Raw genomic sequence first — 25,720 nt, 5'->3', positions numbered from 1 at the left:
CGAGGTGATGAAGAAGATCAAGGTGATCAAACGCGGCAACCCGCTGGACACCGAAACCATGGTCGGCGCCCAGGCCTCCGAGCAGCAGTACGACAAGATCCTCAGCTACCTGGAAATCGCCCAGCAGGAAGGCGCCGAGCTGCTCACCGGCGGCGCGGCCGAGCGCCTGCAAGGCGACCTGGCCAGCGGCTATTACATCCAGCCGACCCTGCTCAAGGGCAACAACAAGATGCGCGTGTTCCAGGAAGAGATCTTCGGCCCGGTGGTCGGCATCACCACCTTCAAGGACGAAGCCGAAGCCCTGGCGATCGCCAACGACACCGAGTTCGGCCTCGGCGCCGGCTTGTGGACCCGCGACATCAACCGCGCCTACCGCATGGGCCGGGCGATCAAAGCCGGGCGCGTATGGACCAACTGCTACCACCTGTACCCGGCACACTCAGCTTTCGGGGGCTACAAGAAGTCCGGCTTTGGCCGTGAGAACCACAAGATGATGCTTGACCACTACCAGCAGACGAAAAACCTCTTGGTCAGCTACGACATCAACCCCCAGGGGTTCTTCTAAGCCAGACATCCACCAGCACGCAGCCATAACCACAAAAAACTAGCGGGAGAACTCTTATGGAAACCGTCGGCACCGCCTATCGCAAAGCCGTAGGCATTTCGGGCGAATTTGACGCCATCATCATCGGCTCCGGCATGGGCGGCCTCAGCGCGGCCTCCCTCCTGGCCCAGGAAAACAAGCGCGTGCTGCTGCTCGAACAGCACAACGTGATTGGCGGCATGACCCAGGCTTACACGCGCAAAGGCTACCGCTGGACCGTCGGCATGCACTACATCGGCGAAGTAGCTTCGACCCAGTCCGCGGGCTGGAAACTGTTCAACTACGTCACCGGCGGCGGTCTTGAGTGGAAACCCATGCCGCAGATCTATAACCGCATGGTCATTGGTGGCAAACAATACGACATCCCGGCCGGCGCCGAAGCCTATAGCAATCTGCTCAAAGAACACTTCCCCCACGAAGCGCACGGCATTGATCAATACATGGCCCTGATTGGCAAAGTGGCCAAGAGTTCGGTCGGCTATTTTGCCCAGAAAACCATGTCACCCGAGGCCGCCGAGGTCGCTTATGACAGCATGTGCAGCACCTTCCACAGCTACTCCGACCGCCTGACCCTCGACGTGCTGTCCGAGCTGATCAGCGACCCGCAACTGATCGCCGTGATCTGCGCCAACTGGGGCGACTATAGCCTGGAGCCAACGCGCAGCTCCTTTGCCATGCACTGCATGCTCGCCAAGCATTACATGAACGGCGCCCATTACCCGGTGGGCGGCGGCATGGCGTTCTCCAAACTGATGGCGCCGATCATCGAGCAGGCCGGCGGCGTACTGCTGCACAGCGCCGAAGTCAGCGAGATTGTGGTTGAGGGCGGGGTGGCCACGGGTGTGCGCCTAAGCTCGGGCGAAGAAATCCGCTGCCCGGTGATCATCAGTAACGCCGGCATCCAGAACACCTTTGCGCGCCTGTTGCCGGCGCCGGTCAGCCGCCAGGCCGGCCTCGATAACCTGCTGGAAACCGTCACCGACACCTACGCCGTGGTCGGCATCAACATCGGTTTCAACCAATCGGCAGAAGCCTTGGGCTTCACCCCGGCGAATATCTGGTCCCACCCAAGCAATGACCTGCAGGCCAACCTGGACGCGCACCGCAAGGACTTCAACGCGCCCTTCCCCTGGACCTTTATCACCTTCCCGTCCACCAAAGATGCTTCCTGGGATCGAGAATTCCCCAATAAAGCCACCGTCGAAATGTACGCCTACACTGACTACGCCCATTATGCTCAATGGGCCGGCAGTCGCTGGATGAAGCGTGGCGATGACTACCTGGTGCGTAAAGAAATCATCCGCGAGCGCCTCCTGGAAGAGCTCTTCAAACACGTGCCACAAGCCCGCGCGGCGCTGGACTACGTCGAAGTGTCCACGCCCCTGAGCTATGAGACCTTTGCCAAACGCGAACGCGGCGGCTTTATGGGCATCGAGTCGACGCCGCAGCGCTTCCAGCAGAAATGGCTGCGGGCACGAACCCCTATCAAAGGCCTATACCTCACCGGCCAGGACCTGGCCACCGATGGCGTAATAGGCGCCTTGGTCGGCGGTGTGCTCTGCGCCTCGGCGGTAGTCGGCAAAGACCTGATGACGCATATCAGGATGTCATGAGCATAGCGCTGGCGGGTTAGCCGATCCGTCCTCAAGGCACCTGCGGACAAGTCACTGCGCTTAGCGCGTAACGGTTTGCCGCTGTTGCTCACTATTCGCCAGCAGCTCGACGAAGGCACGGACCTTCGCCGGGCGAAAGCGCGCCGCCGGGAACACCGCATGGATACCGCCGCTGGGCAGGCGCCACTGCGGCAGTACCTGGATCAGACGGCCATTGGCCAGGTCGTCGGCAATCACGTAGTCCGGCAACACCGACAAGCCCGCCCCTTGGCACACGGCCTCACGTACAGCGAGCGTGGCATCGAGAAAGATCGAGGCCTGCAGGGTGACGGTCTGCCGCTCGTGTTCGCCACGCGAAAAAGTCCAGCGCAGGTGCTCGCGCAACGCCGTATTAGCCACGAACGGCAGTTTGCCAATTTCCTGTGGCTGCGCGAAGCCTGCCACCTGGGCTACCAGGCTCGGCGCGGCCACCAGCAGTTGCTGGAAGGCGCCGATCTTGCGCGCCTGCTGGCCGGTCTCCGCCAGCCACCCCACGCGAATGGCGAGCTCGATATTGCCCGACATCATATCCAGCGTCTGATCGCTGAACACCGCATCGACCTTGCACCCCGGGTAACGCTGGGTGAAGGCGGCAATCGCCGGGACCACGACGCCGACACCATAATCGAACGGCGCGGTGAGGCGTAAAGTGCCCGTCGGCTCCTGAGACGCATCGCCCAGCTCATCGAACGCCTCCTCCGCCTCACGCAAGATCCGCGCGCAACGCAGATAAAACGCCTGGCCCACCTCAGTGGTGCGCACGCTGCGTGTGGTGCGCACCAAAAGAGAGGTTTTGAACTCCCGCTCCAGCCGCGCCACCTGCTGGCTGACCACGGCTTTGGTAATGCCCAGGCGCTCGGCTGCCGCCGTAAAGGAGCCGGTTTCCACCACGGTGGCGAAGTAGGTGAGGCGCCGCAGGTTGCTGAAAGTGCCCAGGCCCGTTTCGTTCTGATTGTATGTCTTTAACATACTCTGCATATATCGCGTGTGTATTTAATAGTCAATAAGCAGCGCCTAATCTAAGCCTCAAGAAACGGAGGCATCCCGATGAGCAAGACCCTGCAATATTTGTACGACCCACTGTGTGGCTGGTGCTACGGCGCCATGCCTGCGCTTGCCAAGTTGCAAGGCGTGGCCGGCCTGACCCTCGAACTGCTGCCGACAGGCTTGTTTGCCGGCCAGGGTGCCCGCGCGATGGACGCTGATTTCGCCAACTTCGCCTGGTCCAACGACCAGCGTATCGCCACCCAGACGGGGCAGGATTTCAGTGAGGCTTACCGCCGCTTGGTGCTGGCTGATCGTCAGCAACGCTTCGACAGCGGCCCGGCCACCCTGGCGCTTAGCGCTGTGGCAGCGACGGCCCCGGCGCGGGAATACGACGCGCTCAAGGCGATCCAGTTGGCGCGCTACGTGGAGGGCCGCGATGTCACCTCAGCCGCCTCACTCGTTGCCATTCTGCACGCGCTCGGCTTGAGCGACGCCGCCGCATTGTTGGCCCATCCAGAGCCTGCGCTTGTCAGCCTCAACAAGGCGCGCACAAGGCAAGCGCAGGAGTTGCTTCAGGCCTTTGCTGCCCGCGGCGTGCCCACACTGCTTCTCGAATCCGCCGGGCAACGCTCCGTGCTCAATAGCAGCGCCTTGTTTGCCAACCCAGCGGCGCTTATCGAGCAGCTCGCAGCCGCCTAAAGTTACCCATACCCACTGTTAATTGCGCTGTCAGCGCAGCAGGAGAACTTCCATGACCACACGTCGCACTGTCATCAAGGCTGCCGCCACGCTCGGTGCCGCAGCCGCCGTTCTGAGCAAAGGCGCTTGGGCGGCCGGTAGCGGGCTGAGCTGGCGGCATTTCCCCGCCGGCGAGAACGGTTTCTTCCGCGCGCCGGTACTGCTCTCGGGGGCCCGTGAAGCCGTGCTGATCGATGCCGGCTTTACCCTGTCCGACGGCCAGGCCATTGCCGAAGCCATCAAGGGCAGCGGTAAACAGCTGACCACCATCTACATCAGCCAGAGCGACCCTGACTACTACTTCGGCCTGGGCCCGATCAAGGCCGCATTCCCCGACGCGCGGGTGATCGCCGCGACCGCTACCTTGACCGCCATCCAGGGCAACGTGGCAAAGAAACTGGCAACCTGGGGCCCGCAACTGAAAGAGAACGGCCCACAGACCCTGGCAGACATCGTCATGCCCGAGGCATTCGACGGCCCGACGCTCTCGCTGGAAGAGCATGCCATCGAGATCGTCAACGCCACAGACCTGGCCAACCGTCGCTACCTGTGGGTGCCGTCGCTGAAGGCCATTGTCGGCGGCGTCCTGGTGTTCGCCGATGTGCACGTCTGGACCGCCGACACCGCCGGCGCGGAAGGTCGCGCAGCCTGGGTCCGTAACCTGGAGGCCATGCTCAGCCGTAACGCGTCCGTGGTCGTACCCGGCCACATGAAGCCTGCCACGGTGACCGACGCCTCAGCCATCCGCTACACCCGCGACTACCTCCTGGCGTTCGAGGAGGAGCTGGGCAAAGCAGCGGACAGCGCCGCGCTGATCGCCGCGATGACTGCGCGCTACCCGGATGCCGGCATGGGCGTTGCCCTGCAAATCGGTGCCAAAGTGGCCAAAGGCGAAATGGAGTGGGGGTAACCCGATGAAAACTAATCTAGACATCATCCGCGCGACCTATGAAGGCGCCTCCGCGGACAACGGCAAGCACCTGCTTGCGGCTCTGGCGCCTACAGCCACCTGGACCGAAGCGGCGGGCTTTCCGTATGCGGGCACCTACACCGGGCCGGACGAAATTGTCGCCAAGGTGTTTAGCCGATTGGCAAGCGAATGGCTGGACTACCGCGCCACGGTCCACACCTACCTCGCCGATGGTGACCGGGTCGCGGCCTTTGGTGTGTATTCCGGTACCTACCGGGCCACCGGCAAAGCCATGAGCGCCACCTTCGCGCACCTGTACCGCCTTGAGGGCGGCAAGATCGTCAGCATGGAACAGTATGTCGACAGCGCGATCGTGCGACAGGCGATGCAGGCCTGAAGAATAAACCTGTCGCCTCAACCTCCAACGTGTGTTGAGGCGCGGTATTCGGGGCCAGACTCCGCGCAGCTTTTGCGACCAGAAATCAAAAAGCCCCTGAAATGGTTAAACATTTCAGGGGCTTAATATTTCTCGATATGGCGAGAGGATAACGATCTTGAACGCTAGTAGTAAACTTTGTATACCGCTGCCGGCCGCAGAGATCCTAGGAGAAGGAATTCCTTAACGGTCTAGAAAGGCCCAAGGCGGCCTCACTTTTGCCCAAATTTTGCCCAAGAAATCCTACAGATATTGTGCGCATAAATTAAAGGTCGACTAGAAACATAATGGCTCGATCGCCCTAAGCGCTGCGATTTTGGGTTAAAAATTCGTTCACGCGACCGCGCAAAATGAATTCTTCTTCCTGAAAATCAAGGCCGCCTTCTCCGGAAAAATGCGATGGGCCTAAAAATTCAGCTCGCGAATGAAGGTCGCGGCGACGACTTCATACAGACGCCCTGCCAGGCTCACTGGCGGCGCGTCGATTGCCAGCGTGCCACGCAGCAGCATGGTGATGGGAGCGTTGCCTTGAGCCTCTAGCGGGGGGTTAGTCGGCGGCGCAACAACACCCGCAACCCGAAAAACCGCGTCCATCGGCAGCATATCGCCTTGTTCATTGAGGCGGGCGGCAAGAGGTCCGCCATGGGCTGCCGCAAGCGATGGCGCTTCAATGACCGGCGCACTAAAGGCGTCAAGGCTTTGCAGATCGACCGCCATCTCCGGCAAGGTGATTTGCTCGGGGTAAAAGCGCGCACGCGCCGAGGGCTCCAGGCGGGCGATATCGCGCTGGGAGACGTAGCCAAGAATACGCCGCGGCGCCTGCTCTTCGACCACCCGCAGCAGCGCGGTTTTTTCCGCCAGCCAACTGCCGGCGCGGACACTGTAAGCCACATCGCGCACCGTCCCGGCCAGGGGTGCGCGCAGCACCAATTGCGCCTGGCGGATGCGCAACAACTCAAGACCGGCCTCAAGGCGTAAGACTTCCTGCAGGCGCGTGGCTATCTCATGTTGCTGCAAGGCATCGTGACTGCCTTGCGCCTGGACCAACAGAATGCGCGCCTCTGCCAGTTCCAGTGTCTGCACGGCAATGCGCGCACTCAGCTCCGGCGCGTACAGGGTCAAGAGCACCTGCCCCGCCGTCACCTGATCGCCCTCCTTGACCTGAATATCGACAACCTGACCTTCGGCCGGGCTGATGATTTCAGCCTCGGCACTGGCCTGCATCACGGCGGCGGCTTCAACCGACGCCCGCCAGGGCACGAATAGCAGCACCACCAACCCGCCCGCCAGCAGCAATGCCGTCACGCCCAAAGGCGTTACACGGGCCTGTTGGCGGACCTGCCACCAGACTTTCAGTTCTTTGGTTACCGGCAGCACGATGAACCAGAGGATTTCCACAACAAACAAGATAATGCCCAGCACCTTGAAAAACAGGTGGTAGACCAACAGGGCAATGCCCAAGAAAAGAAAAAACCGGTAAATCCACACCGCAATGGCAAAGGTCACCAGAAGGCGTCTGCGCGGTAACGCCATGGGTTCGGGCGCAGTCTCACCAAGCCCGAATAGTTTTTCCCGCAACCACCAGCGCGCCATCGCAAAGGAGCGATCTTGCAGGTTGGGCACGCGCAGGTAATCGGACAGCAAGTAGTAGCCGTCAAAGCGCAAAAACGGACTGAGGTTTATCAGCAGCGTGGTGATCCAAGTTGCACTTGCCAAGAGGAACAAGGTGCTTTGCAACGGCCCAGGCGGCGCCAGGTGCCAGAAAAAGGTCGCCAGCAATGCCAGGGCCAACTCGACCCGAATACCTGCCGCAGCAATCCGCAACTTCTGATCGCGGCGGGTCAGACGCCACGCATCCGAGGTATCGGTATAGAGCACCGGATACATGACCAGAAAAGCCACTCCCATGGTCGGCACCCGGCCGCCATAGCGGGCGACTGTGTAGGCGTGCCCCAGCTCGTGGAGAATTTTCGTGGCGATCAGGGTGAGGCCGATCCACAGCATGCCTTGCCAATTGGCGAAGCCCATGAACGTGGCGAGAAACCTGTCCCATTGCCTGAGCGTCATTAAAATCCCGGTAAGCCCCAGCAGCAGGATCAGCAGCTGCACGGGGCGCGAGGCAATAAAGTCTGCAATCCCCTGGGTGGCTCGCAAAAAGCGGTCCGGGCGGACCAGCGGCACACGGACAAACAGATAGTTGTGCACCAACCATTTCAGAAAAGGCGGTTTGCCGGCTTGGGCGATTCGGGAAAACTCGGCAATCGCCTCATCGCCTTGGCGTCGCAATAAACCGTTGGAATGCAGAAACTTGATCAGCCCCTGTACCTGTTCCCGATCCGGCTCCAGTATGGTTTCCGCGCGGGTTTGCGCAAGTAAGGTGGAGGCCTTGCGCAGCGACCAGCGGCGCAACAGCTCAAAGGCGGCAAACCCGATGCGGTAATAGCGGTTGCGCACCGGGTCATGAATGGTCCAGCACGGCGATCCATATTCGTCGTGTTCCGCCGGCAGCAGCCGCAAATCCTCGCGCAGTGGCGGCAACTCCAGGTCATCCGCTGCATGCTCGGCTGTTGCCGATCCAGACATAGCCTAAACCCCGATCATTTGGCGCAGTGCCGACAGCGGGCGCCGGAACAAAAACAGCACCAGCGGCACCGAGTCCCCGGAGACCCGCGCCGACCCCTTCAAGCCGATACGCGGCGGACCTTGCGGATCAGTAAATTGCGCCACAGCCCGGTAAGCCATAATGCCTTCGGCGCTCTCCATCGGTTGATAGGAGGCCAACTCCAGGGTTGCCGAAAAGGAGCGCAACGGATCGACGTCGAGAAACAGTTGCACATCGGCCCCAGGACGCAGGTTGATGGCATCAGACACCGGAATGAAAATGGCAATTTCCGCATCTTGCGGCCGCGCCACCAGCATCACCTGCTCGCCCACCGAAACCGGGCGGCCGCGCCAGCGATTGGCGTCGCTGAAGATCGCGATCCCGTCTTGCGGCGCGACGACCTGCACTTGCGACAGTTGATAACTGCTGTAAGCCGCCTGCTCTTGGCGCAGCGCCAATCGGGCTTGCATCAAGGCCACTTCGGCGCGGCCTTTGGTATCACCAAACGCCTGCTGGGACACACGGCGCAGCTCAGCGCTAGCCTCATCCACGGCGCGCAAGGCAACCTCATGATTGGCGCGCAGTTCGGCATCCTCAAAGGTGAACAGTACATCACCCTGGCGTACTTCAGCGTTGGGCCGCACAAGGATATCGTCGATCACCCCACGAATCGGCGCCGACACTGGGAATGCCTCGCGCGGGATTACATCAGCCGGAGCAATCACACTTTGCGGGACCGGAATGAACAGTGCTGCCACTATCACCAGCACGCCACCAATAACCAAGCCGCGACGGGAAACCGGTTTAACTGCAGAGGCTGACTTTTGCCGCGTGGTGCGTAATGCCTGCCACGCGTGGCCCATTGCATCGGCCAGTTGATCGAGCAATACCGCTTCCGCCTCCAACCACTCGCTGGCGCGGACTAACAGCAAGCCGCCCAGAGGTGTGCCATCCGTGGTGAAAAGCGGCTGCCAGAACAGGTGCGCCGGCAGGAACTCCGGCCATTCCGTGGTGAAATTAGCCGGCATATCGCCCCGTGTAAGAGGCCTCGCCTTGGTTAGGCCATCGGCCTTGTCGAGGGCCGATAGCATGCGCTCGACATACAGAAGATAGGGCGAATTGCGGTCAATCGACGCCACATTCGACACCGCAGCTGTACGCAAGGCGTGGCGACCCGAACGCTCAAACAAAATAGCCTGCTTATGCGCAATCAGTCGCCGGGGCTCGGATACGGCAGCAAAGCGAAATGAGGTTAAATCGGGCGCATGACGCAGGGTGCGCTCGATCCCCAAAAGCAGGGTGCTGGCAGAAGGACGAGGAAGTGTAGCCATTACAGGTTCGATGCGTTTTGGATCAGGGCCGTACCGCTCATGCCAGGCAAAAGCTGTTGTTGGCCGTCAAGGATCACGGCATACACCCTGACGGATTGACTGACTGGATCAATCCGCGCACCGATACGGTCAATCCGTGCGCTGATATCCAATCCGGTTTCATCAATCCGGGCGCGTACCGCAGTGCCGGGCTTCAGCCACGCCAAGGAAGGCGACGGCACAATCAGCTCCAGCTCCAGGCCGCCCATTCCGACCAGTTCAATCACCTTATCGCCGGGGTTGGCCGTTTGATGGGGCTGGCCGATCCACTCCACCACAACCCCGTCGTAAGGGGCATTGATCTTACAGCGGCTGAGATGGAAGTCCTGCAGCTGCAACTCGGCACGGGCCTTATCAAATACTGCCTGGGCGATAGTCACATCAAGTTCGCCAACCGTGCGTAATTCCGCCAAGCGTTTTTGCGCCTCATACTGCGCGCCAGCCTGCCGGACATCAGCGGCCGCCGAAGCGCGCTGCGCCCGGTAGGCCGCACAGTCAAAGACCGCCAGCGTGTCACCTTTGGCGAATTTCTCACCGGGACGCCTGGGCATTTCAGCGATACGGGCGGTCACTTCACTCGACAGAATGGCGTAGTCGCGGGTGGTGACCAGCGCACGGGCTTGCAGCTCGCTGCCTTCAGCATTCTGCGAAAGGGCGTAATCTGAACCCGTCCCCCCTAACAGCAGCGCAACTACCCAAGACCCGAACCCCCACTTACTGCATTGTTGTTTAGCACCCGGCATCAGGTTTCATCGCTCCGGTGCAGATCAAGGGGTCACGGGTTGGCTAAGGTCGGCCACCAGGGCTGGGGCATCGTATTCCCCCTTATCCCAACGCACCAACACACCGCCAATTGCCGCAGACAGACTTGCAAGGCTGTCATCGGCGACATCGCCAGGCAGCGGATCCGCGCCTATGCTGGCAAACAACCGTCCGTAGGACGCCTGCAGGTCGGCATAGGCCATATCGTGCTGCAGATTGGACAGCAGTGCGCGAACCTCGGCACGGATGGCCTGGGCTTCGCCCACTGTATTGGCGGCGTTGCTGGCCGAAACACGCTCAAAAATCTGATCCTGTACCTCGGCAATCTGCCCAGACAGCTCATAGTCGGAACGGGCATGGGCAAACCGCAGCCGGGCAATATTGACCTGGCTGATCACCGCCATTGACAAGGCCAGACGCCGTATTTCAGACAATTCAATCTGGCTGTCGGCCAGTTTCATAGTGGCCGGAGCGCGCATGACCTGCATCAGGTTCCAGGACAGATTCATCGAGCCGTCATACCATTTGGAATTGACTTTGTAGCTGTCAGACGTGTGATTGATCCCGGCTGTAAAGTTCAGACCTGGCACCATTTGCAGAATGGCAATTTTGGAGTCACGCTGATTGATGCGTAATTGATACGCCTCGGAACGCAACTCCGAACGGTTGCGCAAGGCTTCCAGCTCCAGCGCTTCGCCATCCATCGCCAATTCCGGAAGCGTGCGGCCCGTATCCAGCGCCGCCTGAACGGTGAACTCGCTGTCAGGATGAATATTCATCAATACCGCAAGTTCAGTGCGCGCTTCGACAAGTTGGCGACGGCGGGTTTCAAGCTCGCGCAGGGTCAACAACAAGTCCTGCTGATAGGAAAGCGCATCAAGCGGTGTACCGACGCGCTCCTCCACTTGGGTTTCGGCGCGGGCCAGCGCACCGCGCACCCGACCCAACACAGGCTCAAATTGCTTCAGCGCACGTTCGGCCGCCGCCGCGCGCCAGTAGGCGCTGCGGGTGTCATTGACAACATTGTGAATCACCTGGCGACGACGCTCAGCCACAATAAGCGCTAGATCAGCCTGCTGGTTGGCGCGCATGTAACCGATGGCGAAATCCAGAACGTTCCAGCTCACTGACAGGTCATTGTCGCGCACCCTGCGATCCGAGCTGGTTGAGGTCGCGGTTTGGTCTTCGTTGTAGGTGGTGTCTGCATTGTTGCGGGTTGACCAACCGGCCTGCGCCACCACATTGGGCAAAAGGCTGACATTGGCAACATCCAACTGCCCCATGGCCACCGCCTCTTCCATTATTTTGAGGCGATGATCGAGGTTGTATTTCAAGGCACGCGCTATCGCTTCTTCGAGGGTAAGCGGGCCATTGATCACTTCCTGCTTGGCAAAAAGTCGATTCAGGTCAACGCTGACCCGATCATTATTTTCCTTTTGCGTGAGCTGCTCGGGCGTGACTGCGCAAGCGGACAAGACCAATGTCCCCGCAATGACTGCCAGCCCTGCACTGAAGCGCCCCGTTTTTTTCATTAAACTTTCCGTAGTGTATGGCAAACCGTCTTCCCCCCATTGATACCTAATTTGCGCAGGTTGCCCATGCGCAACAATCTCCATCCGCACAGCAATAACTAGAGTCTGTTCCCGTTGCGTCGCGAGCCGTGAACGAAAGGTCAACAGCCCTAGGTCGTGGGTGGATAGTAAGTTTCCAACGCCTTGCCCAACGCCTCGACCTGCCGGTCAAAGCTATTAGCGGCTAATTCAAGTTCATGGCTAAAACCGAAGACCCGCTCATCAGTAGCTTCTTCGCCATCACGCACGGCGCCCTGTTCTCCCTCCGACGCGGCGCCTTCAACCGGGCGGCTGTCTTCCTGGGAATCAGGTTGCCCTTGCGGTAATTCTCGCTCGTCAGTAGCAGAACGGTCAGGCGCAGAGGCACCACGAGGCGCTTCAAAATCGGAAGTTGCCTCGCCGCCTAACCCGCCTCCAGCCCCCGTCCCGAAGAAGCCGCCGGTTGCTCCGCCAAAGCCGCCGCCAGCACCACTGTCGATGAAACCGTCGTTGGCAACGAGATCTGCCCCCATGCTGAAGCCTAGGCTGCCACCCACCGAGCCAAGCCCGATTTGTGCCGCCGCCAGCCCGGCAGAAATGGGCGTGCCAGAATTACCAATCACGCTGGTATTGCCAAGCTGGCCGGTCACGGTGCTTTTAATAATTGATCCTGCAATCTGATTCCCAAGACCTGCGTTGCTCGCGGTTATGGAGGCAATCGAGTTGCTCACAGGGGTACCGCTATCGCCCAAATTGCTGCTGCCCGTAGCTCCCAGCAAGGGGGGTACGGTCACAATGACTGGAGTCGGGTCACTAACAGTGACGGGGGGCGGCACAACAACGGGAGCGGCAATTACCACGCTGACAGTATTGGCACCGCTCGTATTGCCGCTGCCATCCGTCAGGGTAATATCGATGGTCCGGGTGCCAACGCCCGGCGTTGCGGCATCATTGCGGTAGGCCAATGCCCGAACAAGTTCTTGAACACGCTCCGCCGTCGCATTGCCATTAAAACTGATCACCAGGTCATTGCCGGCAGCAATGGTGGTGCTCAATGTGCCGATCACAATGCCGCCTACGCTCACGGCTGATCCCGCAGTTAAACCGCCCGGCAGGCTGACAGTAGTTCCGGCCGCCACCAGGGTCAGGACATCCTGGCCAACCACAGCGCCCCCACTCAGGCTGACGGTCAGATTGCCGCCGTTGAAGTCGCCTTCAGCGTCACTAACCGTGGCATTCAGCCCGCTATCAAGCACGACTGTCTGCCCTGCGCTGTAAGTGATGCTATCACCACCCAAACCGGCAACCGTTGGCCGGTCAGAAACACTGACGAGGATCGTATCGGTGTCAGTATTCGCGCCATCCGTTGTGACCACGGTGATGGTCTGAGCGCCTGACGCATTGACTGTCGGGGTATAGAGCAGATTGGCCAACGTGGCATTGACGTCGGCGAGGCTGCCGGAAATTTGAATCGAATTGCTGCCTGCCCCGGTAATGGTTGCGCCACCTGTGGTGGAAAACGTGCCTAAGCCGGCGCCTACCGATACCGTGGTCGTGACAGTCGCACTGTCGCTGTCTGCGACCGAAATCCCGCCCAGGGCATGGGGAGTACCATCAATCACGTTCTGTGCGCCGGGAATGGTATTAACCGGAATAGCCTGCACCGTCACCGCAAAGGTCGCCGCCGTCGAGGTAGCCGAACCACCCCCACTGGCATCGGAAACAGTCAGGCTAAAGCTATGCTCGCCAGCCTGACTACTTTGAAACTGCAGGGCACGAACCAGGGTTTGTACATGCTCCGCTGTCGCGGCGCTGTTGAATGTGATCACCAGGTTGCTGCCGCCCTGGCCATCTGCCGTCACCATGCCGATCGCCACACCACCCACCGACAGGGTTTCTCCAACGGCGATGGTGCCATCGCCAGCAGAAGTCGCTAACCCCGCGTTGAGCAAGAAATTGCCGCTAAGCCCGCCGGCGCTTGTAACGTTGATCGTCAGATTACCGCCATTGAAATTGCCAGAGTCGGCATCGATCACGGTCACATTCGCGCCTTGGTCAATGCTTACCGCCACATTATTGCCGGTCGAGACACTGTCCCCCGACAAATTACCAATCACCGGCGGATTGGGGTTGATGCTGAGGGTAAATGCCCCGGATGAGCTTGCCACACCGCCATTGGCCACACCGTCGCCGTCATTCAGGGCCAGGGTAAAGCTGCGATCACCGAGGCCGGACGGCGCCGAATAGGTTAGCGAGCGCAACAAGGTCTGCACCCGCTCCGAGGTTGCATTGGCATTCAGGGTAATTTCGAGGGTATTGCCGCCCTGGCCGTCATTGCTAGCGTGAACAGTACCGATGTTGACACCACCGACCATGATGCTTTCGTTTGCAGCAATGCGGGTATCCGCCCCCGAACTCGCAAGGATGCCATCAACCGCCCAAATACCATTGGCCGTGCCTGATGCCTGAGTAATGCTCAGCGAGCCGCCAGCGTAATCAGAAGAGTCAGGGTTGGTGACAGTCGCATCGTCAAAGCCCGTAATATTTTGCGCGCCAGCCCCGGCGGTGACGGCGCTGGTATCGCCAAACACGCCACCGACAAGCGGCGCATCATTGACCGGCGTGACTGCCACTGTGGCCGCAATCAACACAGCCGTGGTCGCGACCCCGCCATTGGCGGTGCCGCCACTGTCGGTAATGCCGGTCAAGGTGACCACACGGTTGCCAGTGCCGGGATCGTCGCTGAGCGAGGCATAGGTCATGCCGTCGATCAGGCTTTGCGCTGCGCCCGTCGTCATGCTGCCACCCGTGAGGGTGACGGTAGCAACGCCACCCGTCACTGCTATGGCATAGGACAAGCCATTAGCGCCTGCAGTGGTCCCCGAAGTACCGGCGGTCAGGGCGATTGCCGTGCCGTCCAGCGTAATGCGGTCGCCGGCTAGGGTGTTGGTGACGGTAAAACTAAAACCCGAAATCGTCTGGCCGCTTTCAACCGTACCTATAGTCACGCCCGAGAACAGATCAACTGCCGCTCCGTTCTCGGTAAAGGTCGGCGCATTGCCCGTCGCGCTCAGGGTGGGCGCGTCATTCAGCGCAACTACAGTGACGGTTACATCAGCCGGGTTAGAGATAAAGCCGCCCGCAGCATCGGTGAGCGTGACGCGCACTGTCCGGTTGCCAGCGGTGGGATCGTCGGCATTGTTATTGTTGTACTGCAGGGCATGTAACAGCGTGGCCACCCTAGCCAGGGTGGCCTCGTTATTGAAAGAGATCGATAGATCGTTGCCTGCGCCAATATTATTGGCCAGCGTGCCGATAACGGTGCCGCCAACGCTGACGGTTGAGCCAGCAGTCAATCCCGACAGCGTAACGCCGCCTGCCTGATCAAGGGTCAGAATGTCCTCACTGGCCTCGGCGCCTGCGGTGATGCTGACAGTCAGATTGCCGCCATCGAAGTCGGTATTGTCATTGTCGGAAACCGTCGCGTTGCTTCCAGCATCAATCAATACAGCACCGCCGCCTTCGGTAAAGGTAACGCTGTCGCCATTAAGATTGCTAATTGTGGGGGCAAAGACGATATTCACACTGCTGGTGACGGTATTACTGTTGTCAGTGCCATCATTGATGGTAAAGCTAATGGTGCGGGGGGTAATACTCGGCGATGCCTCAGTGCTACTGAAGGTCACGGAGCGCAGTGCGGCCTGCCACTCAGCCAGCGTAGCCGTCCCACCTGCGGATGTCAGGGTCAAGGTTCCGGCAGTGTAAGAGCCGGTGATATTGCCAAATGCCCCATTAGGGGTAAAAGACAAAACATCCCCGGTTGCCAAGCCGCTGGTAATAGCGACATTTGCAGAAGCCAGCGTGGTGTTATCGACGTCGGAAACTGTCAGGCTGTTATCGATAACTACCCCAGTAACGCCACCCGCAGAGAAATTCACGCTACTGCCGCTATTGGCCAGAACCGCTGCGTCGTTGACTTGCGTTATCGCAACGCTGGCGATGCTTGAAACAGTACCGGTATCGCTGCCGCCATTGGCAACGCCGCCACTGTCACGAATGCTGGTCAGCGTGACAATACGGTTGCCGGCGCCAGGGTTGTCGCTGACCGAGGAATAGCTCATGCCATCAATCACGCTTTGCGCCGCACCGGTCGTCATGCTGCCGCCGCTGATGGTGACGGTGGCAACGCCGCCCGTCACCGATACAGCATAGGACAGGCCGTTGCCGCCTACCGTGGTTCCCGAGGCGCCTGCGGCCAGGGCGATTGCCGTACCGTCCAGCGTGATGCGGTCACTCGCCTCGGCATTACTGACGGTAAAAGTGAAGCCCAAAATGGTTTGAGCACTTTCCACCGTGTCAATCGTTACGCCAGAAAACAGGTCAACAGGCGAACCGTTTTCGCTAAAGATCGGCATACCGCCAGTGGCGATTATGGTCGGAGCGTCATTTACGGGGGTGACGGATAGGGTTTTAGTGGCAGTGGTGGAGTTGTTCGTTCCGTCATTGACCGTGATCGACACCGTGCGATTGGTGGTCGAAGGGTCATCGGACGTCGTATTAAACGTAATCGAACGGATAGCCGCCTGGTACTGGGCCACAGTAGCCGTACCACTGAGGGTCAGAACTCCGGTACCGGCGTTGTAGCTGCCCGTTATATTGTTCTGATTGGTAAAGCTCAGAACATCCGATGCACTTTGCAAACCACCCGTAATCGCGATACTCGCGCCAGCCATGCTGCTGTTATCGATATCCGCCAGGGTAAAGGCGCTGTCGACCACCACCGCCGTGCCCTCGCTATAAGCGGTGGTGCCGCCTGAAGTCGTTGCTATGGGGATATCATTGACCGGGTTCACCAGTACGGTCACAGAAAGCCCCAACGCGGTGGTCGCCACCCCACCATTGCTGGTGCCGCCGCTGTCAGTAATACCCGTCAGGGTCACCACGCGCGCGGCGTTACTGGGATTGTCGCTGAGCGAGTTATAGGTCATGCCGTCGATCACGCTTTGCGCGGAGGCCGTCGTCATGCTGCCGCCGGTAATGGTGACAGTGGCAACACTGCCCGACATCGAGACGTTATAGGACAGGCCGTTGGTGGCGGTAAGCCCTCCGCCGCTCACCAGCGGGATCGCCGTGCCGGCTAGGGTAATACGGTCGCTGCTGTCGGCGTTGGTGACGGTAAAGCTAAAACCCGTGATGGTCTGGCCAGACTCGACCGTGCTGATGGATACCCCGGAAAACAGGTCAACTGCCGAGCCGTTTTCGGTAAAGTCAGCCTCATTAAAAATAGGGTCGCCACCGGTCCCGTTCAGCGTTGGCGCATCGTTAACCGCATTGATCGCGACCACCGCCTGGTTGGTGCCGGTGGAGTTGGTTGTGCCGTCGTTGAATGCGTAGTTAAGCGTTACCGGAGTGGAAGGATCGTTAGAGTTGTTGCTGTAGGTAATGCTTTGCAAAACACCATTCACCACAGCCGTGGTCGCGCTGCTGTTGAATGACAGCAGCAAAGACCCGCCGCTATTGGCGGTAACAGTGCCGACCGTGGTGCCGTTCCAGGTAAAACTCTGACCCTGAGTGAGCGTGCCCAGTTGACCGGAACTGCCGAACACGTCTGCAGCGTTTGCACCGCCGTTGCGGGTGATGCTGAGCGATGAACCAGTGTAATTATTGGCCGCGTCAAGCTCGCTATCGAATGCCGTAGCATTGGAGTCAATGACCACCGAACTCCCGCCTTCGGTGAAGGTGCTACCACCATTCAGGTTGGAAAAACTCGGCGCAGTATTAATGGGCGCCGCTACTACATCTTCAAAAATGACGTGATCAAAAAATATAAGCGGATTAGCAACACCAGCCCCAAAGGTAGGGGCATTTGCATTCAGTATTTTAAATGACGATATGGCAATATCCTGAACAAACTGCCCAGAATACACCACATTATCTGTACTTACTCTACCGTAGCCACCTGCATAAAATGGATTAAGTGCTGCGTTGAAAGAAAACACCCGAATGCCCGATGAATTATAACCCCTGACAGTCACCGCATCCGAACGCTGGGTATAAATGTAAAACTCTTTAAGGCTGAAAGAGACCTGGCTATTTGAGAAACCAAACCCTATAGACTGCTCATCACCCGTAACCCCTATGACTTTTCCCGGAGATGATGGGTGATCAAAAAGCGTTAAATCATTAATACCACCACTTACGACAACAGCGTAGCCACCAGAACTGTCATGAATATTGCCATTGTTGACCGTGGCCGCGTCAAACTCAAAGGTCAACGTCGTCGCCAACACCCCGGTAAAATCATTCATCGCAACCGATGAAAGCGGCACGCTCGCCTCAATATCGCCGGTCGTTATTTCAAGGTCCCAATCGCCGCCAAGGCTTTCGGCTCCGGTCAGATCGTTGGATACGGCAATATCTGCGCCGGTCAGGGTGGCCAGAGCACTGACAAAGGACTGACCCTCGCCTCCGTCACCAATAAGGCAACCGTAGAGCAGAAGATCACCCTGCTCACTGAGGGATTGCCCAATGGCCCTGAGGGACTCGCTGTGGAGCGCCAGTGTGTCGCTGGCCAGCGTGTCGGTACCCAGCTTGACCATACCGGTATCGCCGTGGGACAGGATATGGATGGCGTCAATGCCAGTGCGCCCATTCAGCGCCTGGGCGAGTTGGGCAATACCGTCTTTTGTACCATCGAGCAGGATGGTTTCCGTACCGGGCGCCAGACCGAATATAAGATCCTGCCAGCCCGCCACGGAGGTGTCGACGACGACAATCTCCTTGCGCTCACCGGGGGCAGGTGCAGCGGCCGCGTCGCCGGAATAAACATCGCTATCGCTGGCGTTATCGGCGGTATGCTGCGCTTCTGCATCAGCCTGGGCGTCCTGCGCCGCATCGGCCCCTGTCGCCACCCCGGCGGCGTCGAACATGTAGCGTGGCTCCAGCGCCAGCGGCCCCACCGACGACAGCGAGTCATGCGCCGTTGCGCCCTGAACCTTCCCTGCGACTGCCATTCTCTATCTCCCGCCCGTTGGGCTGCGATCTTTAGATTCTTCTCGCACAATCAAGACCAGTTTAGTCCGGATCTACAAAAACGCAGACCAACGAGGAGACCTGCGTTAAGCCAACACTTTTCCTATCACTTGAGACTGAAAGCCCCAGGCATCAGTACGTTTCCGAGCTACCAGCTTTCCCCGCCAAGCGGCCTACCAAGGAAGCTGCATTAACAGCGGTATTTTTCGCAGTAATGACGTTGGCGGCACTGCCACTGGTATCTTTCCAGAAGTCCATGTTTTCAAACTTATGGAACAGGTCAGGCGGCAGGATGCTTTTACGGGGTTCAAACGATACATGGGGGCGGACGCGATGCAGGCCCGCAATACCCAGGGCCTCATCAAATTTTGGAGCGTCATACTCGACATTGTCGAAGTCATGCTCCCCGTACCATGGCTCATTGATAAACTGGTAGACAAGTCGCAAGGTTTTTTCGGGGGCCTTGGCCAGAATTTCATAATCGACTAACAGTAGATTTGCGGCCTGCTCGCTATAAAAGGCTTCTTTCAGGGCCGTCCATGGATACCCCACAAGGCGGTTGTGCCGCGCCAGACTTTCCATTCGGCTATAGACAGTGGCGCGCTCCCCGTCATTGCCAAACAGCCGGGTATTTTCATAAGGATCGCGGCGAAACAGACGCTCCAGGCTGTCAAGCACCCAGGGCACATCGCGGACACAGGCAATAACTTTGGCACCGGGAAAAAGATCGGCGATTAACGGCATCTTCGCGCTCCAGGACCGGCTAGTGTCGAAAAACACCTCACGGTCGCTGGTGGTACGGCAAAAAGCTTCAGCAACACTGCGCAAAATTTCCGGGCGCTGCTCAGCCGCCAGTAACAACGACACTTCATGGCCAGAGCTCATGATGTCTAGATTGGCACTGATCAAGGGGGCAAGTGCGCTGGACATCGCAGCATGAAAACGCGGATTTTGCCGCAACAGTGCAGCTAACAGGGTAGATCCAGAGCGCGGGAGCCCGGAAATGAAGTGTATTTTTTGTTGTGCCATAAGCCCTCCATGCCTCCGATTAAGGTACAGGCTTTTTACACATTCAAACAGCGCGGTGGCGTTAAAAACTGCGAGCTACAACAAGGCGTGCCGTACCGTTATTGCGCAGCACCAACACGGCTAAACGCTTGCGCTGAAGTAACGACACCCACTAAATCGATGGGGCGCAAACCTTCAGCTTGTGCCGGCTTACAGGCGTGGTGACCAACCCCGCGCCATCCTTAACAAGACAACGCATAGGCAGTACTCGGGTGCAGGCCTCCCTACAAACACATCTGTAATCAGCGTGAGTCTGAAGCCTTGAGTGCGCTTATCATCCAGCCTCAACCGCGCGGGCATCTGAACTGCACCCACTGGCACTGGAAATAAGACTGCACAACGCATTCCTCAGTTAGGTCTTACTGGATAAACACCCTCTATTGCAATGCACGCCAGCAAAGGCTGCTGGGCTGGACGCAGGGGGATTGGGTGGGGCTCGGCACTACCCGCAGGATCCGTGCGGTTAGTTGCAGTATTACCGGCCAAGGTAATCACATTGCTTTTCAGGCTGGCGTTGGCTGACTTCCCGTAGGTCGCCACGGAGGAAGCTCCCGGCCCACTGGGCGGCCGGCTTGCCGGGAAACGATTTTGCGGTGAGGTTGAATCACCCAGCGTATCAGCGCCATACAATGTACCCGTCAGCTTTGCACTGGCAAAGAGCCATTTATGGGTATGGGCGGCCATGTTGCTGACATCTAGGCTGGCGTATTCACGCCCATAACGCGCCCCGAGTAAAACCAAGGGCAAACTGGGGTCCTGATTGGTGCCTGCAATGGTTCGCCCCCGCAGATCGGGCAAAGCAAAATTGTTTATGCCATCACCACCGAAGCGATTGACGATCAGAGAAAAAAGCGGCTCATTGTCCGTGACCTTTAGCAACTGGCCGTTGGCTGGCAGGTATCGCTCCGGACAATAACTCGCCGCAGTCCAGCAGACAGATGCGATATACCCATTTTCCGCACACTCCGAGGCGGCTACGAGTGGCGGGTGGCCTAACCCCACCAACGCGACCAGTACAGCCAGTGAGCCTTTGCGCCGACCAGGTATCAAGAGTGCTTTCATACTTGGATTCCTTTCTGAAGATGACGCGAACATCCATCATTAGGGCCGCGGCGGATAATAACCCTTGATTGCAATGCAGGCGGTCAGGCCAAGGCGCGGCGCATTAATGTCAATAGAAGCGCCATTGCCTGCACTGCTGGTCTCCCCTGTCATACCGGACAGATCACCAGCTATGATGCCGCCCGCCATAGCCACAGGCTTAATGCCTACGCCATAGGACTGCATCGCAGATACTGAAGAAATTGCCGGATAGCGGCCTACAGGGCTGTTGCTGGTTGGGGCAGTTTTGTTGGCGCTTAATGTACCCGTAAGGACGAAAGTGGCCGGATCAATCCGGTGATAATGCTGTGGCAGATTGTCATAAGTCATGCGGGTAGTCGCCGCCCCGCGGCGCTGCCCACTTAGGACTAAGCCATTATAATAGCTCCCCAGCCCCACGACACTACGGCCTCGCAGGTCGGGGACCTTAAAGTCTTTGCTATCCCCTCCATAGGTAGTGGAGAGTAAGGAATAAAGTGCCTCATTAGCCTGGACCGCAAGAGCAGTGCCGTTCGCCTGAATATACCCAGTTGGACAGAAATCCGTCGCCATCCAGCATATACCGCCAAGCATCGGCTCACTACTGCATACCGCCTGAGCCGAGGGAGACAACAAGGTAGCGAGCGCTATTGGCATCGCCACCGCCAGCAGTTTTTTGTTTAAACGGGCCATGGGTATCTCTCCGGGCAAAAAGCAACGAGTGAAGTAGGCCATTGCCTCCGGTTAATTCGGGTTGATCGGATACAGTCCAGACCAATTTACGCAAGCACGCATCGCCAATTGCGGACCAAGAACTGCTATCGGTTGTGGCAACGTGGGTGGGGCGACGCTACTTTCGACGGCCGGACCAGCAATACTCGCCGACACCACGCCTTGGGCCATTAACGCATCTGCTGTATCCGCATATAACTGAAGGCTAGAAACAGAGGGTGCAGCCAGGAAATTACCGGCCGGCGTTTTTTCGGTTCCAGCGCCCGATTGAGCGGCCACCCTAACGCTGGAGATATCCGATATAACAACAGGGTGAACATGCACAGGTAAGTTGGCGCCATCCAACACCACTTTTTCCAGGCCATTGACCGGAGTTTTTGCACTCATCGGCGTCAGACCGGGACCTTCGCCAGTACCGACCGGCTCTCGGCCATTTAGATTTGGCAGGCTGAAAGAGGTAGAACCATCCCCGCCGTAGGTCCTACCATAAAGCGCCGCAAGCGCCGGATATAAGCGGATTGGTAGACTTTGACCATTAGCGAGCACATAGCCGTCGGGGCAATACGGAATAGCGGTCCAGCAAATGCTGCCAATATAGCCATCGTAATTGCAGGCCGCGGCCGGCGGCGACTGCAATGTCAGTGCGGCGATGACCGTTACTCCGGCAAAAAAGTAGACAGATTGACGACTCTTCATTTCTCACCCTCCCTGGCTCAACTGAACGGGACATCTACTCTGCAATGCTGACTGGACTATATTTAGGGTAGGCAATTTCTGAGATTTTACGACCCAATCAAAATATATTTTCTACTAGTGGATTGCCGGCGGCCGCAAAAACTGAGTGCAACACCTGACCTCTCCGGTACGGTGCTGCCCCTATGCCTTATTCCGAACCCAACGTTGAAGAGGCACCATTCAAATCGGTCAAGCCCGCGACGGGCTGGGGCGCTAAGTTTTGGCCTTAAACACTGCCCCCAGAAACAGGAAACCCCTGATTTGTGCTTTTAAATCAGGGGTTTCGTGCAATTCATGTATGGCGGAAAGACAGGGATGTTGAACCCGTTCTTAAGCGTGTCGGTTCGTCGCAATCCCGCTCAATACGGGGCTTGCGCTCGTCCAAGCGTGTCGCTTTGGCTAAATTCGTCGCAGTGTTTTCGACACCATCAGCCAAACCCGCGGTATTATCCTTGGCAAAATTTGGCAAGAGGCACGCCCAATGAGCACCATGAACATCTCCCTGCCAGAGGCCCTCAAAAGCTTCGTCGATGAACAAGTGAACCACCGCGGTTACGGCACCAGTAGCGAATACGTGCGTGAGTTGATTCGCAAGGATCAGGATCGCCAGCACCTTCGCGGCCTGCTGCTTGCCGGTGCTGCATCCGCTCCCGCTGCCCCTGCCGATGCTGACTACTTCGAATCGCTCCGTGCCCGCATGCGGAACGCTCAAGGATGAAGCAAAAGCCGGTCATCCCGCGTGACCTAGCAAACCGTGATGTAGACAACGCCATTGCCTACTACCTCGAAGAACAGGCCGAGAAAGCCGCATTAGGCTTCATTGACGCCCTGGAGCGGGCCTATAAGCAGGTCAGCCGGCACCCTGCCTCCGGCTCTGCACGCTACGCTCACGAACTAGACCTGCCCGGTCTACACTCCTGGCCACTCCAGCGCTACCCTTGTCTTGTTTTCTATGTTGAGCAAGAGGGTCATATTGATGTTTGGCGCGTGCTGCACCAAATGCAAGACCTTCCCAAGTGGCTGAGCACCTCAGCAGAGGGCTAGTCGGCACAGTAGACTCAACAGCGCCATTGCCCACTGCTAGGTTTTGCACGAAAAGTACTGTCGCAGGCATCAATACACACAGGCCAGCGTGACCATCGCATTGAAGCTCCTGGCAAGCTTGTCGTAGCGGGTACCGATTCTTCGGTTCTCTTTCAGCCAGCCAAACATCTTCTTGATGATGTTCCTCTGCCGATATTTCGGGCGATCAAACAGCCGGTGTAGTCCTGGCTTTGGTTTGCGCGTCATGGTGCGTTGCGGAATCACTGGCTGCATGCGGTAGCGACCACAGTACTTGCGTAGAAACGGTTTAGAGCGGACTGAGACGAAATGTTTTGCCCAAACACCAAAACCAGAAAACAAAAAGCCCCTGAAATCTTTGCGATTTCAGGGGCTTAAAGTATTTCAATATGGCGGGAAGATAGGGATTTGAACCCGTTTTTAAGCGTGTCGGTTCGTCGCAATCCCGCTCAATACGGGGCTTCAGCTCGTCCAAGCGTGTCGATTTGGCTCAATTCGTCGCAGTATTTTCGACACTTTTTCGACACAATACCCCAAGGCAGGCAGCCTAGGAATCTGACCGGGCATGGGTCAAACCTGAATCGAATGTTAAGGAAAACGATGACTAGGTTACGCGATTTAAGCTATATCCAATTGAGCCAATAATATGACCAACCCGTTCCAGTCCTCTGCAGCAGTCGGTGTGAATTCGCAGCCTACCTCTCTCGCTGTCACTGTCCTATTGGTATTGCTTGCAACCATTACGACTTACCTATTTTGGAGCGACATAAATTATTTTCTTGCCGCTCAGAAAGGAACACTCACTAAAGCTGGAAGCATCTCTTTTTTGCATCACATATACCTAACAATGTTCCCGCTTGAAGTAGCCTTTTTCAGACTTGCCACCAGCGCCTCTGTTTTTATCTTTATAGTTTTTTCAATACGAAACAAGCAGACATTTGCAAATCATGTCGCACCTCTATACCTGTACGGAATCACACAACTTGCTTTTTATATCTTATCCATGAGCGCGATACTTGGAATTTTAAACCAAGTCTCAGGCAACAAACTGCTTGAGATTTCTTATTGGTCTGGCCCCACCGCTAAGACTTTGGTTACATCCATACTTTTGATTATCTCAATGCACCTGCTTCCGCCAGCAGCCTTTCTGTTCACTTGCTATGCAGCCAGATCAAGAATCAACAAACAGCTAAAGCCATCCTCAAGCACTAACCCATCGGACTAAAACTATTCGCAGCCGAGCAATAGCGCTGCCTCATTCGCTCACTATTGTCTTTCCTGTCATGCTGGTACTTTGCACGCCATGACCTGCACTCTTCATGATAGTACTGCTTTGCAGCTTTTCGGCATTCACGATATTCAATTGATCCGCGCCGGTGATTCGCACAAACACTGCTTCCGTCGATCTGGTTATTAATCGATATCCATTCGGCTAGATAGTTGGACCCACCATCCCAGCCCTTTATCCACTTTGAAGTGCGTTCCCTTCTTGTGCTCCGCTGGGGCGCAGGCGCAGTTTCGACCTGGCGTGTTGCCGGTGCGCTATAGGTATTGGCCGGCTGCTTGGGCGTGTAGTTTTCATCGCTGAAATGATTTTGGGCACGTGCGATGGCCAGGGCCTCGTTCTTTTCTGCCCATTCAATATCGGCTCGGCTTGGCTGCTGTAAGCGTTGTGGTGGTTGGTCTAAAGGAACGGACGGCAGCCTGATAGGTTGTTGCGGCTCGCTGTATGTCTGTGGTGCCTGTTGCTGGCTGAACAGCGGTTTGCCGTCTACGTGAATCGCCTGCTTAAGCTGGTCTACGTTGATCACAATTGGCTTGGCAAACAGCGCAACCACGCCCCAGGTAAACGCGGAACCCACTACCATGATTACGATCACCCGCCACGGGTAACGCTTCTTCTCATTTCGTATATAGTCTGGTGCATCGTCCCAATCACTTTTCATAGTGCCTCCTTGCATCACCTAAAACTTCCCGCGCCCTTACTAAGGCTAACTTAAAAGCTTATTCAGAATTGCATTTGCACTACTATCCATACTCCCCTGTGCTGCTTCATAAATACTTTTTAGCGCATCCTTCAACTCAGGCCTCTCTCTTGAAGACAAGGACATAACCGTATTGTTCTCGTCTTTTTTTACCACCTGAAAAAGATATTGCTCGTCACTTTGCGACTTCAACGAATCTGTAAATCCAGCGCTCATTATTGCAGCGCTTACAATACCTGCACTCAGAACTTTTGCATTCGACCCAGCCGCCTTCTGTATAGAAGCTACTAATCCATTACCCTGATCCCACTGAAAAATTGTTGGGCTAGACTGAACCCATACTATTAAGCCAATATTTGATCTACTAGCTATTTGCGCCAGATTACTGAAAAGCTGGTTTGTTACCGCACTCATA

General features: G+C 57.5%; 20 protein-coding genes and 1 pseudogene. 8 read left to right on the top strand and 13 right to left on the bottom strand.

From position 1 onward, the window contains the following. The coding region (locus BMW49_RS19595; protein WP_139205708.1) for an aldehyde dehydrogenase family protein at positions 1–565 on the top strand (565 nt) is incomplete at its 5' end. A gap of 56 nt (positions 566–621) precedes the next feature. Beyond that, positions 622–2,217 carry a phytoene desaturase family protein gene (locus BMW49_RS19590; protein ID WP_069518400.1) on the top strand — a complete coding sequence of 532 codons (1,596 nt, stop codon included), beginning with the start codon at positions 622–624 and terminating at the stop codon, positions 2,215–2,217. 60 nt (positions 2,218–2,277) lie between these two features. On the opposite strand, the gene BMW49_RS19585 is transcribed toward BMW49_RS19590, so the two are convergent. Then, complete coding sequence (locus tag BMW49_RS19585) at positions 2,278–3,225, bottom strand: LysR family transcriptional regulator (protein ID WP_069518651.1); 948 nt, start codon at positions 3,223–3,225, stop codon at positions 2,278–2,280. A 78-nt stretch (positions 3,226–3,303) separates the two neighbouring features. Here BMW49_RS19585 and BMW49_RS19580 point away from each other — a divergent pair, with 78 nt between their 5' ends. The 3 genes from BMW49_RS19580 to BMW49_RS19570 are packed head-to-tail and all read left to right on the top strand — an operon-like array spanning position 3,304 to position 5,288. Then, entirely contained in the window at positions 3,304–3,942 is a 639-nt protein-coding gene (locus BMW49_RS19580) for a DsbA family protein (protein WP_069518402.1), read from the top strand. A gap of 52 nt (positions 3,943–3,994) precedes the next feature. Further along, entirely contained in the window at positions 3,995–4,891 is an 897-nt protein-coding gene (locus tag BMW49_RS19575) for an MBL fold metallo-hydrolase (RefSeq protein ID WP_069518404.1), read from the top strand. A 4-nt stretch (positions 4,892–4,895) separates the two neighbouring features. Further along, entirely contained in the window at positions 4,896–5,288 is a 393-nt protein-coding gene (locus BMW49_RS19570; protein ID WP_069518406.1) for a nuclear transport factor 2 family protein, read from the top strand. A 444-nt stretch (positions 5,289–5,732) separates the two neighbouring features. Here BMW49_RS19570 and BMW49_RS19565 read toward each other — a convergent pair whose 3' ends face one another. The 9 genes from BMW49_RS19565 to BMW49_RS19525 form a co-directional block, all read right to left on the bottom strand. Beyond that, complete coding sequence (locus BMW49_RS19565) at positions 5,733–7,910, bottom strand: biotin/lipoyl-binding protein (RefSeq protein WP_069518408.1); 2,178 nt, start codon at positions 7,908–7,910, stop codon at positions 5,733–5,735. A gap of 3 nt (positions 7,911–7,913) precedes the next feature. Next, the gene (locus tag BMW49_RS19560) at positions 7,914–9,260 is read right to left on the bottom strand and encodes an efflux RND transporter periplasmic adaptor subunit (RefSeq protein ID WP_069518410.1); all 1,347 of its coding nucleotides are present in this window, start codon (positions 9,258–9,260) and stop codon (positions 7,914–7,916) included. After that, entirely contained in the window at positions 9,260–10,042 is a 783-nt protein-coding gene (locus tag BMW49_RS19555; protein ID WP_069518412.1) for an efflux RND transporter periplasmic adaptor subunit, read from the bottom strand. The genes BMW49_RS19560 and BMW49_RS19555 overlap by 1 nt, the downstream gene beginning before the upstream one ends. Before the next feature lie 24 nt (positions 10,043–10,066). Continuing rightward, entirely contained in the window at positions 10,067–11,593 is a 1,527-nt protein-coding gene (locus tag BMW49_RS19550) for a TolC family protein (RefSeq protein ID WP_069518414.1), read from the bottom strand. Between the two features lie 149 nt (positions 11,594–11,742). Beyond that, positions 11,743–18,624 (bottom strand): DUF4347 domain-containing protein, encoded by a 6,882-nt coding sequence (locus BMW49_RS19545; RefSeq protein ID WP_069518417.1) that lies wholly within the window; start codon positions 18,622–18,624, stop codon positions 11,743–11,745. A gap of 151 nt (positions 18,625–18,775) precedes the next feature. Beyond that, a complete protein-coding gene (locus BMW49_RS19540) occupies positions 18,776–19,672 on the bottom strand; it encodes a sulfotransferase family protein (protein WP_069518422.1) in 897 nt (298 codons plus the stop codon). A gap of 387 nt (positions 19,673–20,059) precedes the next feature. After that, positions 20,060–20,773, bottom strand: a complete 714-nt coding sequence (locus BMW49_RS19535; RefSeq protein WP_167362821.1) for a phage tail protein — start codon at positions 20,771–20,773, stop codon at positions 20,060–20,062. Positions 20,774–20,812: 39 nt separating this feature from the next. Beyond that, a complete protein-coding gene (locus BMW49_RS19530; RefSeq protein ID WP_069518424.1) occupies positions 20,813–21,484 on the bottom strand; it encodes a phage tail protein in 672 nt (223 codons plus the stop codon). A 51-nt stretch (positions 21,485–21,535) separates the two neighbouring features. Then, complete coding sequence (locus BMW49_RS19525) at positions 21,536–22,219, bottom strand: phage tail protein (protein ID WP_083251722.1); 684 nt, start codon at positions 22,217–22,219, stop codon at positions 21,536–21,538. Positions 22,220–22,739: 520 nt separating this feature from the next. Here BMW49_RS19525 and BMW49_RS19520 point away from each other — a divergent pair. Next, positions 22,740–22,976 (top strand): type II toxin-antitoxin system ParD family antitoxin, encoded by a 237-nt coding sequence (locus tag BMW49_RS19520; RefSeq protein WP_069518425.1) that lies wholly within the window; start codon positions 22,740–22,742, stop codon positions 22,974–22,976. Further along, entirely contained in the window at positions 22,973–23,302 is a 330-nt protein-coding gene (locus tag BMW49_RS19515; RefSeq protein WP_069518426.1) for a type II toxin-antitoxin system RelE/ParE family toxin, read from the top strand. Before BMW49_RS19520 ends, BMW49_RS19515 begins: the two co-directional genes overlap by 4 nt. A 69-nt stretch (positions 23,303–23,371) precedes the next feature. On the opposite strand, the pseudogene BMW49_RS19510 reads toward BMW49_RS19515, so the two are convergent. Then, positions 23,372–23,602, bottom strand: a pseudogene (locus BMW49_RS19510) (transposase); the annotation flags it as partial. 364 nt (positions 23,603–23,966) lie between these two features. Between BMW49_RS19510 and BMW49_RS24650 the strand changes: the two are divergent. Further along, positions 23,967–24,545, top strand: a complete 579-nt coding sequence (locus tag BMW49_RS24650; RefSeq protein WP_139133815.1) for a hypothetical protein — start codon at positions 23,967–23,969, stop codon at positions 24,543–24,545. On the opposite strand, the gene BMW49_RS19505 is transcribed toward BMW49_RS24650, so the two are convergent. Both BMW49_RS19505 and BMW49_RS24645 read right to left on the bottom strand, forming a co-directional pair. Beyond that, positions 24,529–25,266 carry a hypothetical protein gene (locus tag BMW49_RS19505; RefSeq protein ID WP_069518433.1) on the bottom strand — a complete coding sequence of 246 codons (738 nt, stop codon included), beginning with the start codon at positions 25,264–25,266 and terminating at the stop codon, positions 24,529–24,531. The genes BMW49_RS24650 and BMW49_RS19505 overlap by 17 nt on opposite strands. Positions 25,267–25,311: 45 nt before the next feature. Then, positions 25,312–25,719: a hypothetical protein gene (locus tag BMW49_RS24645; RefSeq protein ID WP_139133816.1), complete on the bottom strand. Its 408-nt coding sequence runs from the start codon at positions 25,717–25,719 to the stop codon at positions 25,312–25,314. Position 25,720 lies beyond the last annotated feature (1 nt).

Origin of the sequence: Pseudomonas cuatrocienegasensis, from assembly GCF_900110925.1 — a bacterium.
In the GTDB taxonomy this organism is placed as follows: Bacteria; Pseudomonadota; Gammaproteobacteria; order Pseudomonadales; family Pseudomonadaceae; genus Aquipseudomonas; species Aquipseudomonas cuatrocienegasensis.
Note: the sequence above shows the minus strand (reverse complement) of the source record. Positions and strands in the feature narration are given on the sequence as shown.

Coding starts and splice junctions, on each gene's coding strand:
- BMW49_RS19590 (WP_069518400.1), top strand. CDS start 622: ATGGAAACCGTCGGCACCGCCTATCGCAAAGCCGTAGGCATTTCGGGC.
- BMW49_RS19585 (WP_069518651.1), bottom strand. CDS start 3,225: ATGTTAAAGACATACAATCAGAACGAAACGGGCCTGGGCACTTTCAGC.
- BMW49_RS19580 (WP_069518402.1), top strand. CDS start 3,304: ATGAGCAAGACCCTGCAATATTTGTACGACCCACTGTGTGGCTGGTGC.
- BMW49_RS19575 (WP_069518404.1), top strand. CDS start 3,995: ATGACCACACGTCGCACTGTCATCAAGGCTGCCGCCACGCTCGGTGCC.
- BMW49_RS19570 (WP_069518406.1), top strand. CDS start 4,896: ATGAAAACTAATCTAGACATCATCCGCGCGACCTATGAAGGCGCCTCC.
- BMW49_RS19565 (WP_069518408.1), bottom strand. CDS start 7,910: ATGTCTGGATCGGCAACAGCCGAGCATGCAGCGGATGACCTGGAGTTG.
- BMW49_RS19560 (WP_069518410.1), bottom strand. CDS start 9,260: ATGGCTACACTTCCTCGTCCTTCTGCCAGCACCCTGCTTTTGGGGATC.
- BMW49_RS19555 (WP_069518412.1), bottom strand. CDS start 10,042: ATGCCGGGTGCTAAACAACAATGCAGTAAGTGGGGGTTCGGGTCTTGG.
- BMW49_RS19550 (WP_069518414.1), bottom strand. CDS start 11,593: ATGAAAAAAACGGGGCGCTTCAGTGCAGGGCTGGCAGTCATTGCGGGG.
- BMW49_RS19545 (WP_069518417.1), bottom strand. CDS start 18,624: ATGGCAGTCGCAGGGAAGGTTCAGGGCGCAACGGCGCATGACTCGCTG.
- BMW49_RS19540 (WP_069518422.1), bottom strand. CDS start 19,672: ATGGCACAACAAAAAATACACTTCATTTCCGGGCTCCCGCGCTCTGGA.
- BMW49_RS19535 (WP_167362821.1), bottom strand. CDS start 20,773: ATGAAAGCACTCTTGATACCTGGTCGGCGCAAAGGCTCACTGGCTGTA.
- BMW49_RS19530 (WP_069518424.1), bottom strand. CDS start 21,484: ATGGCCCGTTTAAACAAAAAACTGCTGGCGGTGGCGATGCCAATAGCG.
- BMW49_RS19525 (WP_083251722.1), bottom strand. CDS start 22,219: ATGAAGAGTCGTCAATCTGTCTACTTTTTTGCCGGAGTAACGGTCATC.
- BMW49_RS19520 (WP_069518425.1), top strand. CDS start 22,740: ATGAGCACCATGAACATCTCCCTGCCAGAGGCCCTCAAAAGCTTCGTC.
- BMW49_RS19515 (WP_069518426.1), top strand. CDS start 22,973: ATGAAGCAAAAGCCGGTCATCCCGCGTGACCTAGCAAACCGTGATGTA.
- BMW49_RS24650 (WP_139133815.1), top strand. CDS start 23,967: ATGACCAACCCGTTCCAGTCCTCTGCAGCAGTCGGTGTGAATTCGCAG.
- BMW49_RS19505 (WP_069518433.1), bottom strand. CDS start 25,266: ATGAAAAGTGATTGGGACGATGCACCAGACTATATACGAAATGAGAAG.
- BMW49_RS24645 (WP_139133816.1), bottom strand. CDS start 25,719: ATGAGTGCGGTAACAAACCAGCTTTTCAGTAATCTGGCGCAAATAGCT.